A 15,768-nucleotide genomic window follows, 5' to 3' on the forward strand; every position below is an offset into this window, starting at 1 on the left:
CTCGAGGGAGTCAACACTCATGAACGTATCAGCCTGGTGCATACGCAACCCCATTCCCGCTCTGCTGCTCTTCATCATGCTCACGCTGGCCGGTGTGGCTGGCTTTCGGGCGATGAAGATCCAGAACTTTCCCGATATTGATCTGCCCACCATCATCGTTACGGCAGCGCTGCCTGGGGCTTCGCCCGCGCAGCTGGAATCGCAGGTGGCGCGCAAGATCGAGAACCAGATTGCCACGCTGCAAGGCGTCAAGCACATCTACACCACCATGCAGGACGGGGTGGCGGTGATCTCCACTGAGTTCCGCCTGGAAAAGCCCACCCAGCAGGCGTTGGATGACGTGCGCGACGCTGTGGCGCGTGTGCGTGCTGATTTGCCTGCCGACCTGCGTGATCCCACCATCACCAAGATGGAGTTGGCGGGCGGCACTATGCTGAGTTTCACCGTGGCTTCGGACCAAATGGATGGCGAGGCGCTGTCCTGGTTTGTGGACCATGAGGTGAGCAAGCGCATCCTCGCCGTCAAAGGTGTAGGGGCGGTCTCACGCGTGGGTGGCGTCACGCGTGAAGTGCGCGTGGAGCTGGACCCGGCGCGGCTTGTGGCGCTCAACGCCACGGCCGCGGACGTGTCGCGCCAGCTGCGCAACATCCAGCAAGAAGCCTCCGGTGGCCGATCTGAAGTGGGCGGTGCAGAACAAAGCGTACGCACGCTGGCCACGGTGCAGTCCGCGGCTGAACTCGCGGCCATGGAGATCAGCCTCTCCGATGGTCGGCGCCTGCGCCTGGACCAAGTGGCCCATGTCAGCGACACCGTGGGTGAACAGCGCTCGGCGGCCTACCTCAACGGCAAGCCGGTGGTGGGTTTTGAGATTTCGCGCACCCGCGGTGCAGGCGAAATCGATGTCGCCGATGGCGTGCGCGCCGCGGTGACGGAACTCAGCGAAGCTCACCCGCAAGTGCGCTTTGAGGAGTCCTTCAACTTTGTTGAACCCGTGCGCGAGAACTACGAAGGCAGCATGTATTTGCTGTACGAAGGTGCTGCACTGGCGGTGATTGTGGTGTTCTTCTTCCTGCGCGACTGGCGCGCCACGCTGGTGGCCGCCACGGCGCTGCCACTGTCGGTCTTGCCTACGTTTGCGGTGATGTACCTGATGGGCTTTTCCATCAACGTGGTCACGCTGCTGTCGTTGTCGCTGGTGGTGGGGGTGTTGGTGGACGATGCCATCGTCGAGATCGAAAACATCATGCGCCACCTGGCTCAAGGCAAAACCCCGCTGCAAGCCGCCATGGAAGCGGCCGATGAGATCGGCCTGGCCGTGATTGCCACCACCTTCACGCTGATTGCCGTGTTCCTGCCTACCGCCTTCATGAGCGGCATTCCCGGCAAGTTCTTTGTGCAGTTTGGCTGGACAGCGGCTATTGCGGTGTTCTTCTCGCTGGTGGTGGCGCGCATGCTCACGCCCATGATGGCGGCCTATATCTTGCGGCCGCCCAAGGTGGCACATGCTGAGCCGCGCTGGCTGCAGCGCTACACCGGCTGGGCACGCTGGTGTTTGAAACACCGCATTGCCACGCTGCTCATCACCGGTGTGTTCACGGTGGCTTCTTTTGGCTTGGTGGGGCTGCTGCCCACGGGGTTCATTCCGCCGGACGACCTCTCGCAAACCCAGGTCAGCCTGACGCTGCCGCCAGGGTCAAGCTTTGAGCAAACCCGTGCCGCCACGCAGCAGGCCGAAGCTCTGGTGCGCCAGAACCCCCACGTCAAGCTCATCTACACCACCATTGGCGGCGGCGGTGCCGGGGCTGATCCCTTTATGGTGACGGCAGGCCCGAGTGTGAACCGATCCACCCTGACGTTGGAGATGACGCATCGCAAGAATCGCCCGGGCATTTCCAAGCAGGACCTCGAGGCGCAGCTGCGTGAGCTCATGGCTGGCCTGCCGGGTGTGCGTGTCAAAGTGGGTTTTGGCGGTTCGTCCGAAAAATACGTGCTGGTGCTCGCTGGTGAAGATGGTCGCTTGTTGTCCGAACACGCCGCGCGTGTAGAGCAGGAACTGCGGGGCATTCCGGGCATTGGTGCAGTGACATCCAGTGCCAGCTTGGTGCGGCCGGAACTGGTGGTGCGGCCTGACTTTGCGCGGGCGGCCGATTTGGGTGTGAGCTCAGCGGCCATTGCCGACACGCTGCGTGTGGCCACCATGGGTGACTACGACCAAGCCCTGGCCAAGCTCAACCTCAGCCAGCGCCAAGTACCCATTGTGGTGCGCCTGCCCCAGGGTGCACGCGCCGATTTGGACCTGCTGGGTGCCTTGCGCGTGCCCGGCAGCAAGGGCCCGGTGCCCCTGTCACAGGTGGCCACCCTTGAAATGGCCAGCGGTGCTTCGCTGATCGACCGCTATGACCGCCAGCGCAACATCAACTTCGAGATTGAGCTCAACGGCCAGCCCTTGGGCTTGGTAGAGCAGCAGGCCCTGGCGCTGCCCAGCCTGAAGAATCTACCGCCCGGTGTGAAGCAGGCCACCATTGGTGATGCCGAAGCCATGGGCGAGTTGTTCCAGAGCTTTGGATTGGCCATGCTCACCGGGGTGCTGTGCATCTATGTGGTGCTGGTGCTTCTGTTCAAGGACTTTGTGCAGCCCGTGACGATTCTGGCGGCCTTGCTGCTGTCCATTCCCGGCGCGTTCGTGGCGCTGTTTGTCACGCACACTGCGCTGTCCATGCCCTCCATGATCGGGCTCATCATGCTCATGGGCATTGCCACCAAGAACTCGATCTTGCTGGTGGACTACATCATCATCGCGCGGCGTGACCATGGCCTGTCGCGCTGGGAGGCCATCGTGGATGCTTGCCGCAAGCGTGCACGGCCCATCATCATGACCACTATTGCTATGGGTGCGGGCATGATGCCCATTGCCCTGGGTATTGGCGTGGACCCGAGCTTCCGCTCGCCCATGGCCATCGTGGTGATCGGTGGCCTCATCACCTCCACCTTCCTGAGCCTGCTGGTCATCCCGGTGGTGTTCAGCTATGTGGACGACCTCATTGGCCTGGTCAGTCCAAGCCGCCGCCGCGCCGCCCGAGCGGCCAAGGCTTCAGCCTGAGGCCAAGGCCTGGCTGTGGGGGTGCCCTGCAGCCAGGCCAGCCTAGTTGTACGAAGCCAGGCTCTTGGCTGCCTGTCGTGGCATGGGTCGGTCTTGCCATCTACACCTTGCGCACAAACTCCGACTTCAGGCCCATGGCGCCAATGCCGTCGATCTTGCAGTCAATGTCGTGGTCGCCCTCGGTGAGGCGGATGTTTTTGACTTTGGTGCCGACTTTGACGACCAGCGATGAGCCTTTGATCTTCAGGTCTTTGATGACGGTGACCGTGTCGCCGTCTTGCAGCACGTTGCCCACGGCGTCCTTGATGACCGGGGCGGCGTCAGCGCTGGGGGTGGATTCCGGTGCCAGGGCTGACCATTCGTACCCGCACTCGGGGCAGACCAGTTGGGTGCCGTCTTCGTAGGTGTAGACGGAGTTGCACAGCGGGCAGGCGGGCAGGGTGGTCATGGCGGGTGTTGGTGGTGGGGTAAAGAAAAAGCCTCACAGGCTTTCGCATGTGAGGCTTGATTTTGGCTCCCCGACCTGGGCTCGAACCAGGGACCTACGGATTAACAGTCCGGCGCTCTACCGACTGAGCTATCGGGGAATTGTTGGGTATGTCGACCCAGGCAAACGGTGGCACCTGGGCGTCTTGATTTGGCTCCCCGACCTGGGCTCGAACCAGGGACCTACGGATTAACAGTCCGGCGCTCTACCGACTGAGCTATCGGGGATCGGTAAGCCAAAGAGTATAGAACAGTTTCAGTAGCCTGCGCAAGGTTTGCTTAGAAATTCCAGCTGGCCGAAGCACGCAATGTGCGAGGAGCGAGCGGGTAGAGGTAGACGTGTTCGTACTGGTAGGGGGACTCGCGCCAGGCGCGGCGGTTGAGGGCGTTGTCCAGCCCGGCGCGCAGCACCAGGGTGTGGGCGCCCAGGGTCCAGTCGTAGCGTGCGCCCAGCTCCAGCGTGGTCCAGCCGGGCAGCTGCAGGCTGTTGTCGGGCAGGATCATGCGCGGGCCTTCGTGCTGCAGGCTGGCCACCCAGCGCAGGCCCGGCAGCAGGGCGGCTTGTTGCAGCTGCAGCCGTGCGCTGCGTGCGGGCACGTTGTCGGGCTTGAGGCCGTTGAGGCTGGCGTCGGCCGAGTCTTGGCGCTGGGCTTTGAGCCACAGGCCGCTGGCGGCGAGGCTGCCGCCGTTCCACTTCAGCGTGGCCTGGGCTTCCAGGCCGCGGTGGTGCTGCACGCCGTCGGCGCGGCGCTCCAGCAGGCCGCTGGCCAGGGTGATGTCGCGCCAGGCCGGACGGCTGATGTCAAACGCGCTCAGGCCCCAGTCCAGCAGCGGGCTTTCGCCGCGCAGGCCCAGTTCCCACTGGCGGCTGCGCAGGGCGGGCAGGGCTTGGCCAGCGTTGGCGTAGGTGTTGCGCTGCGGGGTGACTTCAGACTCCACGCCTTGCCCCCAGCTGGCGTAGGCCTGCAGTTGCGGGGCCAGGGTCCAGCTCAAGCCCAGCCAGGGGGTGGTGAAGCTCTGGCTGTAGTCGGTGGCGCGCGGGTTGCTGGTGTTCACGCGCGCGCTGGCGCGCTGCAGCTGCGTGTGGCGCAGGCCCACAAAGAGCTGGGCCTGGGCGCTCAGCGCCACGGTGTCGCGCAGGGCCAGTTCGGTGCTGCGTTCGTCGCGGTTGGTGTTGGCGTCGTTCAGGCTGGGGTCGGCTTGGGTGCGGGGCAGGCCGCTGATGTTGCCGGTGCCTGCCCAGTTGTAGGCCTGGCCCTCAAAGCGGCTGTTGAAGGCGCTGCGCAGCACGCTGGCTTGCAGCTGGTGCTGCAGTGCACCGGTGCTGAAGCGCCCTTGCAGGCTGACCTCCAGCGCGCGGCTGTGGCGGTGTTCGTTGTCGCTGCGGTAGTCGAACTGGTCGAAGTCGCCGTTGGGGCAGTAGCTGCTGGCCCAGTAGGTGCCATCAGCTTGGGTGCAGCCGAAGGGGTAGGCCAGGCGGTCGTCGGTGCGCAAGTTCTGGGCCATGGCCTGGGCTTGCAGCTGCCACTGGGCGCTGAGCTGCTGGCGCAGGCGTACCGAGGTGGTGTCGCCCTGGAAGCGCACGGGCAGGCTCCAGTCCTGGTTGTTCAGATTGACACGGGGGTTGATGGCGCGCGCATCGGGCAGCTGCGCGCCCAGCAGGCTGAAGCCGGGCTGGCTGCGCTGGCGCTGCTGGCTGTGCTCGTACTCCACATCCAGCACGGTGTCCGCGCTGGCCTGCCACTGCCCGGCCAGGGCGAGTTGGCGGCGCTGGCCGTTGGCGTCGTACAAAGCCGGGTGCAGCTGGGCGGCGCTGGCGTTCACGCGCAGGCCCACGCTGCCCATGCGGCGGTTGAGGTCCAGCCCCGCTTCGAGCTGGCCGTATTGGTCGGCCGCCAGCAGCAGCGAGCTGGCGTCTTCGCGCAAGGGGCGCTTGACCACCAGGTTGACCAGGCCGCCCGGTGCGCTGGTGCCCGCTTGCAAGCCACTCGTGCCCTTGAGCAGCTCCACGCGCTCCATATTGCCCAGCAGCAGGGCGGTTTCGGCGTTGATGGGCAGACCGTCGCGGCGGTAGTTGAAGCGGTTGTCCAGCGTGAAGCCGCGCAGCTTGAGGTAAGACACATAGCCTGCGGCGTTGTAGGCGTCGCTGGCGCTGGCGTCCAGTTCGGTGAGTCCGGCCAAGCTGCTGATGCCGCGTTCACGCAGCTGCTCCTGGCTGGTCGAGAGGGTCTGCATGGGCAGCTGTGCGGCCGGGGTGTCACCCCAGCCCGCCACGCCCGATGGCAGCTGGGCGCGCCCGCTGAGCTGCACGGCTGGCAGGGTGCTGGTGACCGTGTTTTGGGCTTGTGCGCTGGCGCACAGCAGCGCGGCCAGGGCCAGAGTGCCCAGGCGGTGGTGGGGGTGGGAGAGCTTGTGGTGCATGGTGCAGTGTGGGCTGGGCGCGGGGCGCGCCGTGCCAGCGGCCCAAACGCCGCCGGCGCCCAGGTGGGCGGCGGGTTTGGGTGCAACACATGCGTTCCCTGCGCGAGGATTACCTCGGATGCGTGCCGCATCTGGGACCTCGGCACGCACGCGATCAGGTTCAAAGGGTGTTTCTCAGCCGCAGCCAGCCCACCGCGTTGCGGCAGCAAGAAGGCAGCAGCACCCCTAGCGAAGCTGCAATTTTAGGCGCTGAGGCGCCAAATACCAGGGGCCTTGAACCGAGGGGGGTGTCAGCGCCAGGGCTTTAGGCTGGGGGCAGCGCCTGCCATTGCGGCTGGTACCCCAGCTGCTGCGTCAAGGCCAGGGCGTCGCGGCGCAGCGCGGCTGCCAGTGGGCCTTGCAGCGTGGCATCAAAGGCAGAACTTGGCCCCACGGCGGTGAGCGACAGCGCCAGCTGCCCACGCTGGTCCAGCACCGCCGCGGCCAGTGCGGAAACGCCGGGCACGGCTTCGTCCAGGGTCTGGGCCAGGCCCCAGGCCAGGGCGTCGTCGCGGCGCTGGCGCAGTGCGGCCACGGCGCTGCGCAGGGCTGCGGGCGCCAGGCCTTCGGCGCGCAGTGTTTCGCGCCAGAGGGTCTCGGGAAGATGGGCGGCAAAGAGGCGGCCGCTGGCGGTGTCGGCCAGGCTCATCACCGTGCCGTGGCGCATGCTGATGTGCAGCGGCGTGGGCGCGTGGGCCACGCGCACCACTGTGGGCCCGCGGTTGCCCCACACCACGATGGCCACGGTGTGCCCCAGCTCGGCGGCCAGCGCTTCGATGCGCGGCGTGGCCAGGCGCACGGGGTCGTACTGCTGCAGGCTGATGAGCCCCAGCTGCAGTGCCAGGGGGCCCAGGCCATAGAGCCCGTCCTCGTGCTGCGCCACCAGGCCGAGCTTGATAAAGCTCACCAGATAGGGGTGGGCTTTGGCTGCGGGCATGCCGGCCTCGCGCGCCAAATCCTTCAGCGCCAGGGCCTGACCCTGGTGCGCCAAGGCCCGCAGCAAGGCGCCGCCGACCTCAATGCTTTGAATGCCGCGCGGGCTGGGTGGGCTTGTGGTCATGGTTTGATTGGGTTGAATCGATTAGACAATATCAAACGGTGCCACTATCATCAAGCGCATCGTTGAATACCGCCACACCCGCACCCAGGGAGCAGAGATGAAGATCGACCGCATCCACCACGTCGCCTACCGCTGCAAGGACGCCAAGCAAACCGTCGAGTGGTACGTCAAGCACTTGAACATGGACTTTGTGCTGGCCATCGCCGAGGACAAAGTGCCCTCCACGCAGGCGCCAGACCCGTATATGCACGTCTTTCTCGATGCCGGCCAGGGCAATGTGCTGGCCTTCTTTGAGCTGCCCAACTCGCCCGAGATGGGGCGCGATGAAAACACCCCGGGCTGGGTGCAGCACATCGCCTTCAAGGTCGACAGCCTTGCCACTCTTGAAGCCACCAAGGCGCGGCTGCAGGCCGCAGGCATTGAGGTGGTGGGCGTGACCGACCACACCATCTTCAAGAGCATCTACTTCTTTGACCCCAACGGCCACCGCATTGAGCTGGCGGCCGACGTGGGCACGCCCGAGATGTACGAGCGGCTCGATGCCTGCAAGTGGGAGATGCTCAATGAATGGGCGCAGACGCGCAAAGCCCCGCGCCATGCCGCGTGGATGCACGAAAAGCAGTTCGACACCGGCACGCCACACTGAGCGCCGCCACTGCTTTCCCTACACACTTTTGCACCGATTTTTGCCATGAGTTTTCTGGATCACACCCACGACCCCGAAGCCCGCAGCTGGGTGGCTTGTGCCAACGCGCCGGAGTCTGACTTCCCGCTGCAAAACCTGCCCTATGGGCGCTTTCGCCGCGCTGGCAGCAACGAGCGCTGGCGCATTGGCGTGGCCATTGGCAGCCAAATCCTGGACCTGGCCGCTGCCGCGGCCCAAGGGCGCTGGCAGCCCAGCCAGCAGGTGTGGCTGCAGGCGCTGGCCGAAGGCGACTTGAACCGCTTCATGGCCGCCCCGCTGGCACAGCGCCGTGCGCTGCGTGCGGCCTTGTTTGAGGCGCTGTGCGAAGGCAGTGCGCAGCAAGGCGCGCTGCAGCGCTGCCTGGTGGCGCAAAGCCAGGCCGAGATGGCGCTGCCCTGCCAGATCGGTGACTACACCGACTTCTACACCGGCATCCACCACGCCACCACGGTGGGCAAGCTGTTCCGCCCGGACAACCCGCTGTTGCCCAACTACAAGTGGGTGCCCATTGGCTACCACGGCCGTGCCTCGTCCATCGTGGTGGACGGCACGCCGGTGCGCCGCCCGCAAGGCCAGCTCAAAGGGCCTGAGCACGAGGTGCCCAGCTACGCCCCAAGCCGCCGCCTGGACTACGAGCTGGAGCTGGGGCTTTATGTGGCGCGCGGCAATGCCCTGGGCGAGCCCATTGCCATGGAGGCGGTGAGCGAGCACCTCTTCGGCCTGAGCTTGCTCAACGACTGGAGCGCGCGCGATGTGCAGGGCTGGGAGTACCAGCCGCTGGGACCCTTTCTGGCAAAGAACTTCGCCAGCACGGTCTCGCCGTGGATCGTCACCATGGAGGCGCTGGAGCCCTACCGCTTGCCCTTCACCCGCCCCGAAGGCGACCCTCAGCCGCTGCCCTACCTCAGCAGCGCAGCCAACACCGAGGGCGGCAGCTACGACATCGAGCTTGAAGTGTGGCTGCAGACGGCCAAGATGCGCGCAGCCGGTCAAGCCGCGCAGCGCCTCATGCGCAGCAACTTCCGCCACGCCTACTGGACGCTGGCGCAGATGCTGGTGCACCACGCCAGCGGCGGCTGCAATCTGCAGCCGGGCGATTTGCTGGGCACGGGCACCCAGTCCGGGCCGCTGCCTGAGGAGGGGGGCTCGCTGCTGGAGCTCAGCGCCGGTGGCAAGCAGGCACTGAGCCTGAGCAGCGGTGAGACGCGCACCTTCTTGCAAGACGGCGACATCGTCACCCTGCGCGCCTATGCGCAACGCGAGGGTGCGCCGCGCATCGGCTTTGGCAGTTGCAGCGGCGAGGTCTTGCCCACGCTGCAGGGCTGAAGCCTCAGCCCTGCGCTTGCCGCCAGCGCCGCAGCACTGCGGTGGCGGCGGCAGCCAGCAGCAGGCCCAGCGCAATGCCCACGCTGTCGGCCACCACGTCCTGGGGGTCGGCGCTGCGGCCCGGAATGCGGGCCTGCACCAACTCAATCAACACCCCGTAGGCCAGCAGCAAGACCACCAAGGGCAGGGCGCGTTGCCGCCACGCCAAGCGTCCGGCCGCGGCCAGGGCCAGAAAGGCCAGTATGTGGTTGGCTTTGTCCCAGCCCGTATCCACTTCCCGGGGCGGGTGGGGCATGAAGGCCAGCGTGGCAATGCCCAGCACCATCAGCACAAAGCACAGCTGCAATGCAAAACGCAGCGTGGGGGATTTGATGTGGCGCAGCATGGGCGAGAGGTCTGGCGACGAGAGCAAAAGCGGGGCCACAGTGTAGGTCCGGCAGCCCTGCTCGTTGCCGTGCCAGAGCTGCCGCGCAAGGGCAAGTGCGGTGATAGGCCGCAGCTTCAGCGGTCAAACACCCAGCCCAAGCCCAGCGTCCACCAGCCCTGACCTTCTGGGCCGTTGTGCCGTGCTCGGCTGAAATCAAGGGTCAGATCTTTTTGCAGCGAAACGCGCAGACCGGCGCGGCGGTGGCGCAAGCTGCCGTCGTCCCACCACTCTGTCAGCAATTGCAGGCGCTGTGTGGCCTGCCACTCCAGCGCGGCGCCACGGCGCGTGCGGTCGGCCGCGCCGCGCAGCACATCGCGGCCCAGGTTGAGGTGCAGGGCAAAGTCCTCGCTGGCTTGCCAGGTCAGTGGCAGCACCAGGGTGTGCCCGCTGAACTTGGGTCGGTGGTCTTGCAGGTTGACCAGCCAAACAGCCCCCAGGCTCCAGCCTGCACCCAGCTCGGTGCCCCACTTGACCTGTGGGCCCCACACGGTGGTGGTGCCGCCTTCCCGCAGCCTGTCGACGTTCAGCGCCAGCTCCACAGGCCCCAGACGGCAGCCCGGACCCGCATGAGTGAGGCGGTGATCCGTGCCGCGCTCTTGCCAGATTTCCACCTGGCATTGGCCGGGCTCCAACAGCCCAGCGTCTTCCACGGCATGGTGGCCGCCCGAGGCCTGGGCGCACCAGGTGAGGCAAGCGCCCAAAACGGCTGCGAACACTTGAAGAACATTGCGGTGATTCATGACGACTCCTGGTACGGCAACACAGCGCTTCAGCCCGAGGGGGCGGGAGCGGTGTTGAGTGAATCACGCCCCGTGCTGAGGCATTTGAGCTAGCAAACGGGGAAGATTCGGCCAATTTCCGCAGCGTACACAAACCAGATGACGGCTGATTCGACATGAATTCGCGGCCCAAAGCAAAACAACGCGCCACCCTGTAAAGGATGGCGCGTTGTGCTGTTCTGGTGCCGGCAAGAGGAGTCGAACCCCCGACCTTCGCATTACGAATGCGCTGCTCTACCAACTGAGCTATGCCGGCCTGATTGTGAAAAATCAGAAGCCTAAGAGTATAGCGTGAAATTTCAGGGAAATTTCGCTACACCGCCAGCACGGTGCTGCCTGCTGCGGCCACGTTGGCGGAGTCCTGCAGCGCCTCGTCCAGGCAGGCGCGGTTTCGCCCTTGGGCTTTGGCCAGGTAGAGCGCGGCATCTGCACGGGCCAGCATGGGCTCAGGGCAGCTCTCGCCTGGACGCCAGGCGCTCACGCCAATGCTCACGGTGCAGCCGGGCAGGCCCTGATTGGAGGGCAACTCCGCCACAGCGGCGCACAAACGCTGCGCACAGCGCAGCGCACCCTGGGCGTCGACGGCGGGAAGCAGGACCACAAACTCTTCACCCCCGTAGCGCCCCAGCCCGTCACTGGGGCGCAGGGCTGCATGCAGGGTTTGACAAACGCGGCGCAGCACCTGGTCGCCCACCAGATGGCCGTATTGGTCGTTGACGTTTTTGAACCAATCGATATCGATCAGCATGGCGCACAGCGGTTGGGGATGGCGCTGCAGGCGGGCCAGCTCATGGTGGAACAGCTCAAGCCATGCGTGGCGAGTGAGGCTGCCAGTCAGTGAGTCCTGCGTGGCCAGTCGGCGGTACTCGTCGCGCAACCGCTCGCTGACCATCACCAGCTGGCCCATGTTGATGAGCAAAACCATCAGACTGAAGCTGCCGACGTAGATCACCTGCATGGGAGTGGGCATCAGTTGCGCACTGGAGTCGTTCAGCGTCCAGGGGCTGGAGACACAGCGCAGCATCATGATGGAGCACATCAGTGCCTGGCAGCAGCCGGTAAAGCGCATGCCCAAGCCCGCGCCGCCCTGGCGCAACAAAAGCCAGGCGTGGCGCGCGTAGATCAGCGCCATGCAAAAACTCATCAGCGCAACGCGCGCGCGATAGTGCGGCCAGACGTAGGTGAAGAGCAGCAGGCCCAGCAGGGTTAGTGCACAGGCGCAGAGCATGGCGCGGTCATGTTGGGCCATGCCCAGGTGCTGGCGTGTGCCCTGGAGGTACAGCATCTGCGCCAGCAACAGTGCAGCGTTGCCCGCCATAGGCAAGTGCAGATGCGGCCAGGTGGGGACCATGGTGATGAGCGCTGCCGACAAGGCCCCGCAAAAGGGGGCCAGCGCCCAATACCCAGTGCCTGGAACGGCTTGAGGCAGGCTGCGCCTCAGAAGCCACTGCATCCCTCCCACCAGGCAGCACAACAGAGCAGTTAGGACGATCAGCGCACGAAGGTCAACCATGTACAGCCTCGGCCCCCCAAAAGAGTTGGGTGCTGAGGCTGTCCTTATAGCCTTGTGGCGGCGCTGCGGGTGGAAGAATTTCGCAGCGTTGGCCCTTGTGGGGCCTTGAGGCCTGTTTAGGGCTGAGGCTGGTGGTACTGCGTCACGCGCTCCACCTCGTTTTTGGAGCCCAAAACCACAGCCACTCGCTCATGCAAGGTGCTGGGTTGCAGGTCCATGATGCGCTGGCGGCCGTTGGTGGCCGCGCCCCCGGCCTGTTCCACCAGGAAGGCCATGGGGTTGGCTTCGTACATCAGGCGCAGCTTGCCAGCCTTGTTGGGCTCGCGCTTGTCCCAGGGGTACATGAAGATGCCACCGCGGGTGAGGATGCGGTGCACATCGGCCACCATGGAGGCAATCCAGCGCATATTGAAGTTCTTGCCGCGCGGACCTTCTTCACCGGCCAGGCACTCGTCGATATAGCGCTTCACGGGCGCATCCCAGTGGCGCATGTTCGACATATTGATGGCGAACTCTTTGGTGTCCTCGGGGATCTTCACGTCCTCCGTGGTCAGCACCCAGGAGCCCTGCTCGCGGTCCAGCGTGAACATGGCCACGCCGTCGCCCACGGTCAGCACCAGGGTGGTCTGCGGGCCATACACGCAGTAGCCCGCCGCCGCTTGCTGGTGGCCGGGCTGCAGGAAGTCTTCCTCGCTCACGCCCTTGGCACCCTCGGGCTTTTTGAGCACCGAGAAGATGGTGCCAATCGACACATTGACGTCGATGTTGGACGAGCCATCGAGCGGGTCGAACATCAGCAGGTATTCGCCCTGGGGGAAGCGGTTGGGCACCAGGTAGATGCCTTCCATTTCCTCCGAGGCCATGGCCGCCAAGTGGCCGCCCCACTCGTTGGCCTCGATCAAGACCTCGTTGGCGATGATGTCCAGCTTCTTCTGCACCTCGCCTTGGACGTTCTCGCTACCGGCGCTGCCCAGCACATCGCCCAGCGCGCCTTTGTTGACGCTGATGGCAATGCGCTTGCAGGCCCGCGCCACCACCTCGATGAGCAGGCGCAGCTGCTGCGGGATGTGGCCGTGCTGGCGCTGCTGCTCGACCAGGTATTGGGTCAGACTGACGCGACGACTCATGAACTTGCTCCGTGAAGTTGAAAAATCGAGACCCCGGCCTCAGCCCTGGCTGTCCAGCGCCAGTGCGCGTTCGATGATTTCGCGCACATCGTTGGAGAGCTCGGGCTTGGCGGCCACGCGGGCAATGGCTTCGCGGGCAGCGTCGCGGTAGGGCTGGGCCAGCACGTTCCAGCGGTCCATGACGCGCGCCAGGCGGCCCGCCACTTGCGGGTTGATGGCATCGAGCTGCAGCACCTGCTCGGCCCAGAACACATAGCCTGCGGCGTCGCTGCGGTGGAAGGCCGCGGGGTTGAACATGCACAGCGAGAAGATCAGGCTGCGGGCGCGGTTGGGGTTTTTGAGCGTGAAGTCCGGGTGCTGGGTGAGCTGCTTGACGCGGGCAAAGGTCTTGCCGTCCACCTCGGCGGCGCGGCCTTGCAGGGCAAACCACTTGTCCACCACCAGCGGTTCGTGGCGGAACTGCGCATGGAAGCGCTCCAGCGCGGGCACGGCCAGCTCGGCGTGGGCGTTGACCAGGGCCGAGAGCGCGCCCAGGCGGTCGGTCATGTTGCTGGCGTCCTTGAAGCGCTGGTAGGCGCGACCTGGCCACACCGTGGTGCCGCTGCGCGTGGCGTGCAGCACCAGCATGGACAGCGCCTGGTTGCTCAGCGCGCGTTGGCCAGCTTGCTGCGGCGTGGGCTGGTAGCCGCCGCGCACCTGGTGGGCATCGAAGGCCCAGGCCCAGTCTTCGTGCAGCGCATCAGCCAGCTGGATGTGCGCGGCTTCGACGGCGGCGTGGATGGCTTGCGGGTCCACGCTGTGGCCTGCGGCAGCGAGCTGCTCGGCGATGTAGGCCTCGTCGGGCAGGGTCAGCGCCAGGGCCTTGAAAGCGGGGTCCAGCTCAGCATGGCGCAGCACGGCGCGCATGGCCTGGATGAAGGCGGCGTCGAGCTGCAGCGCAGCCCCGGCACGCACGGCGCCGATGATGCGCGCCAGCGCCAGGCGCTGCCCGGCTTCCCAGCGGTTGAAGGCGTCGGCGTCGTGCTGCAGCAGCATGAGCAGCTCGGTGTCGCTGAGACCATCGTCCAGCAGCACCGGGGCCGAGAAGCCGCGCAGCAGCGAGGGCACGGGCGCGCTGGCCACGTTCACGAACACGAAGGACTGCTCCAGCTGCTCCAGCACCAGCACGCGCTCGCTGCCTTGGGCTGCGGCTTCGCCTTGCAGCTGCAGGGGCAGGGCCTGGCCGTCAGCGCCCAGCAGGCCCATGGCCACGGGGATGACTTGCGCTTGCTTGTGGGTCTGGCCCGGGGTGTCGGGCAGGGTTTGGCGCAGCGTCAGCGTGTAGGTCTGGGTCTCAGCGTCGTAGCTGCCGCGTGCTTGCACACGCGGCGTGCCGGCTTGCACATACCAGCGCTTGAAGGCTTCCAGACGCGTGGCCAAGGCAGAGCCGGGGTTGGCGTCCGCCATGGCGGCGGCAAAGTCGTCGCAGGTCACGGCCTGGCCGTCGTGGCGCTCGAAGTAGAGCTTCATGCCGGCTTCAAAGCCTGCGCGGCCCACCAGGGTCTGGTACATGCGCACCACTTCGGCGCCCTTGTTGTAGACCGTGGCGGTGTAGAAGTTGTTGATCTCCACATAGGAGTCCGGGCGCACGGGGTGGGCCATGGCGCCAGCGTCCTCGGGGAACTGGCCCGAGCGCAGGGCGCGCACGTCCTGGATGCGGCACACGGCGCGGGCGCTGGGTGCGGCAGCCATGTCTTGGCTGAATTCTTGGTCGCGGAAGACCGTCAGGCCTTCTTTGAGCGAGAGCTGGAACCAGTCGCGGCAGGTGACGCGGTTGCCGGTCCAGTTGTGGAAGTACTCGTGCGCGACGATGGACTCGATGCGGTGGAAGTCAGCATCGGTGGCGGTGGCCGCAGAAGCCAGCAGGGCGCTGGTGTTGAAGATGTTCAGGCCCTTGTTCTCCATGGCGCCCATGTTGAAGTCGGACACGCCCACCACCATGAAGCGCTCCAGATCCAGCGGCAGACCAAAGCGCGCTTCGTCCCACACCACCGAGGCGATGAGCGAGTTCATGGCGTGCTCAGTCTTTTCCAGGTCACCACGGCGCACATAGACCTGCAGCAAATGGTCTTTGCCCGCGCGGGTGCGGATGCGCTGCTCGCGCGAGACCAGGTCTGCGGCCACCAGCGCAAACAAATAGCTGGGCTTGGGGAAGGGGTCGTGCCACTTGGCGAAGTGGCGGCCGTTGTCGAGCTCGCCCGTCTCCAGCAGGTTGCCGTTGGACAGCAGCACGGGGTACTTGGCTTGGTCGGCGCGCAGCGTGACGGTGTAGACCGCCATCACATCGGGGCGGTCCAGGAAGTAGGTGATGCGGCGAAAGCCCTCGGCCTCGCACTGCGTGAAGAAGCCACCGCCCGAGGTGTAGAGGCCCGACAGCGCGGTGTTCTTCTCGGGGGCGCAGGTGTTGCGGATTTCAAGCGTGAAGTCCGCGTCCGGCGCGCCTTCGATGATGAGCTCGTGGCCCTCCTGGCGGAAGGACACGCTCTCGCCGTTGATCAGCACGCGCAGCAGCGTCAGCTCCTCGCCGTGCAGACGCAGCGGGCCGTGTGGCACAGCGGCGTTGCGCTGGATTTGCATCTTGCTGGTGACCAGGGTCTTGGCTGGGTCCAGGTCGAAGCTGAGCTCGACCGTGCGGATCCAGTAGATGGGAGCCACATAGTCTTCGAGGCGGATCAAGGTGGGGGTGCCGTCACGCATCATGGTGGGCTTCCTTCCAGTGGTGTGTGGTGTGTCGGGTCAAACCGGCAAACCCGGCGCAACTGCGCG

The 15,768-nt window shown here is 65.6% G+C and carries 11 protein-coding genes and 3 tRNA genes; 3 read left to right on the top strand and 11 right to left on the bottom strand.

What is annotated here, in order from left to right; all coding sequences use genetic code 11:
* Positions 1 to 19: 19 nt before the first annotated feature.
* Positions 20 to 3,100, top strand: coding sequence for an efflux RND transporter permease subunit (locus ACG0Z6_RS03165; RefSeq protein WP_394458613.1), 3,081 nt, complete (start codon positions 20 to 22; stop codon positions 3,098 to 3,100).
* A 100-nt stretch (positions 3,101 to 3,200) separates the two neighbouring features.
* Here the strand turns inward: ACG0Z6_RS03165 and ACG0Z6_RS03170 are convergent, their stop codons facing one another.
* The 5 genes from ACG0Z6_RS03170 to ACG0Z6_RS03190 form a co-directional block, all read right to left on the bottom strand.
* Positions 3,201 to 3,548, bottom strand: coding sequence for a zinc ribbon domain-containing protein YjdM (locus ACG0Z6_RS03170; protein WP_394458614.1), 348 nt, complete (start codon positions 3,546 to 3,548; stop codon positions 3,201 to 3,203).
* Between the two features lie 63 nt (positions 3,549 to 3,611).
* Positions 3,612 to 3,687 (bottom strand) — tRNA-Asn (locus ACG0Z6_RS03175).
* A gap of 51 nt (positions 3,688 to 3,738) precedes the next feature.
* Positions 3,739 to 3,814 (bottom strand) — tRNA-Asn (locus tag ACG0Z6_RS03180).
* A gap of 51 nt (positions 3,815 to 3,865) precedes the next feature.
* Positions 3,866 to 6,007 (bottom strand): TonB-dependent siderophore receptor, encoded by a 2,142-nt coding sequence (locus tag ACG0Z6_RS03185; protein ID WP_394458615.1) that lies wholly within the window; start codon positions 6,005 to 6,007, stop codon positions 3,866 to 3,868.
* Between the two features lie 304 nt (positions 6,008 to 6,311).
* Positions 6,312 to 7,106, bottom strand: a complete 795-nt coding sequence (locus ACG0Z6_RS03190) for an IclR family transcriptional regulator (RefSeq protein ID WP_394458616.1) — start codon at positions 7,104 to 7,106, stop codon at positions 6,312 to 6,314.
* Between the two features lie 97 nt (positions 7,107 to 7,203).
* Between ACG0Z6_RS03190 and ACG0Z6_RS03195 the strand changes: the two genes are divergently transcribed.
* Both ACG0Z6_RS03195 and fahA read left to right on the top strand, forming a co-directional pair.
* On the top strand, positions 7,204 to 7,752 hold the full coding sequence (locus tag ACG0Z6_RS03195) for a VOC family protein (protein WP_394458617.1): 549 nt from the start codon (positions 7,204 to 7,206) through the stop codon (positions 7,750 to 7,752).
* 45 nt (positions 7,753 to 7,797) lie between these two features.
* On the top strand, positions 7,798 to 9,117 hold the full coding sequence (gene fahA, locus ACG0Z6_RS03200; RefSeq protein ID WP_394458618.1) for a fumarylacetoacetase: 1,320 nt from the start codon (positions 7,798 to 7,800) through the stop codon (positions 9,115 to 9,117).
* 4 nt (positions 9,118 to 9,121) lie between these two features.
* On the opposite strand, the gene ACG0Z6_RS03205 is transcribed toward fahA, so the two are convergent.
* From ACG0Z6_RS03205 to pepN, 6 genes are all read right to left on the bottom strand, one after another.
* Positions 9,122 to 9,541 carry a VanZ family protein gene (locus ACG0Z6_RS03205; protein ID WP_394458619.1) on the bottom strand — a complete coding sequence of 140 codons (420 nt, stop codon included), beginning with the start codon at positions 9,539 to 9,541 and terminating at the stop codon, positions 9,122 to 9,124.
* A 77-nt stretch (positions 9,542 to 9,618) separates the two neighbouring features.
* Positions 9,619 to 10,284 (bottom strand): hypothetical protein, encoded by a 666-nt coding sequence (locus ACG0Z6_RS03210; protein WP_394458620.1) that lies wholly within the window; start codon positions 10,282 to 10,284, stop codon positions 9,619 to 9,621.
* Between the two features lie 219 nt (positions 10,285 to 10,503).
* Positions 10,504 to 10,579 (bottom strand) — tRNA-Thr (locus ACG0Z6_RS03215).
* 57 nt (positions 10,580 to 10,636) lie between these two features.
* The gene (locus tag ACG0Z6_RS03220; protein ID WP_394458621.1) at positions 10,637 to 11,674 is read right to left on the bottom strand and encodes a GGDEF domain-containing protein; all 1,038 of its coding nucleotides are present in this window, start codon (positions 11,672 to 11,674) and stop codon (positions 10,637 to 10,639) included.
* Positions 11,675 to 11,952: 278 nt separating this feature from the next.
* Positions 11,953 to 12,963, bottom strand: coding sequence for a class 1 fructose-bisphosphatase (locus ACG0Z6_RS03225; RefSeq protein WP_394458622.1), 1,011 nt, complete (start codon positions 12,961 to 12,963; stop codon positions 11,953 to 11,955).
* A 39-nt stretch (positions 12,964 to 13,002) separates the two neighbouring features.
* A complete protein-coding gene (gene pepN / locus ACG0Z6_RS03230; protein ID WP_394458813.1) occupies positions 13,003 to 15,699 on the bottom strand; it encodes an aminopeptidase N in 2,697 nt (898 codons plus the stop codon).
* Positions 15,700 to 15,768: the final 69 nt, after the last annotated feature.

It is taken from the genome of Roseateles rivi (assembly GCF_043555845.1).
Taxonomy (GTDB): Bacteria; Pseudomonadota; Gammaproteobacteria; order Burkholderiales; family Burkholderiaceae_C; genus Roseateles; species Roseateles rivi.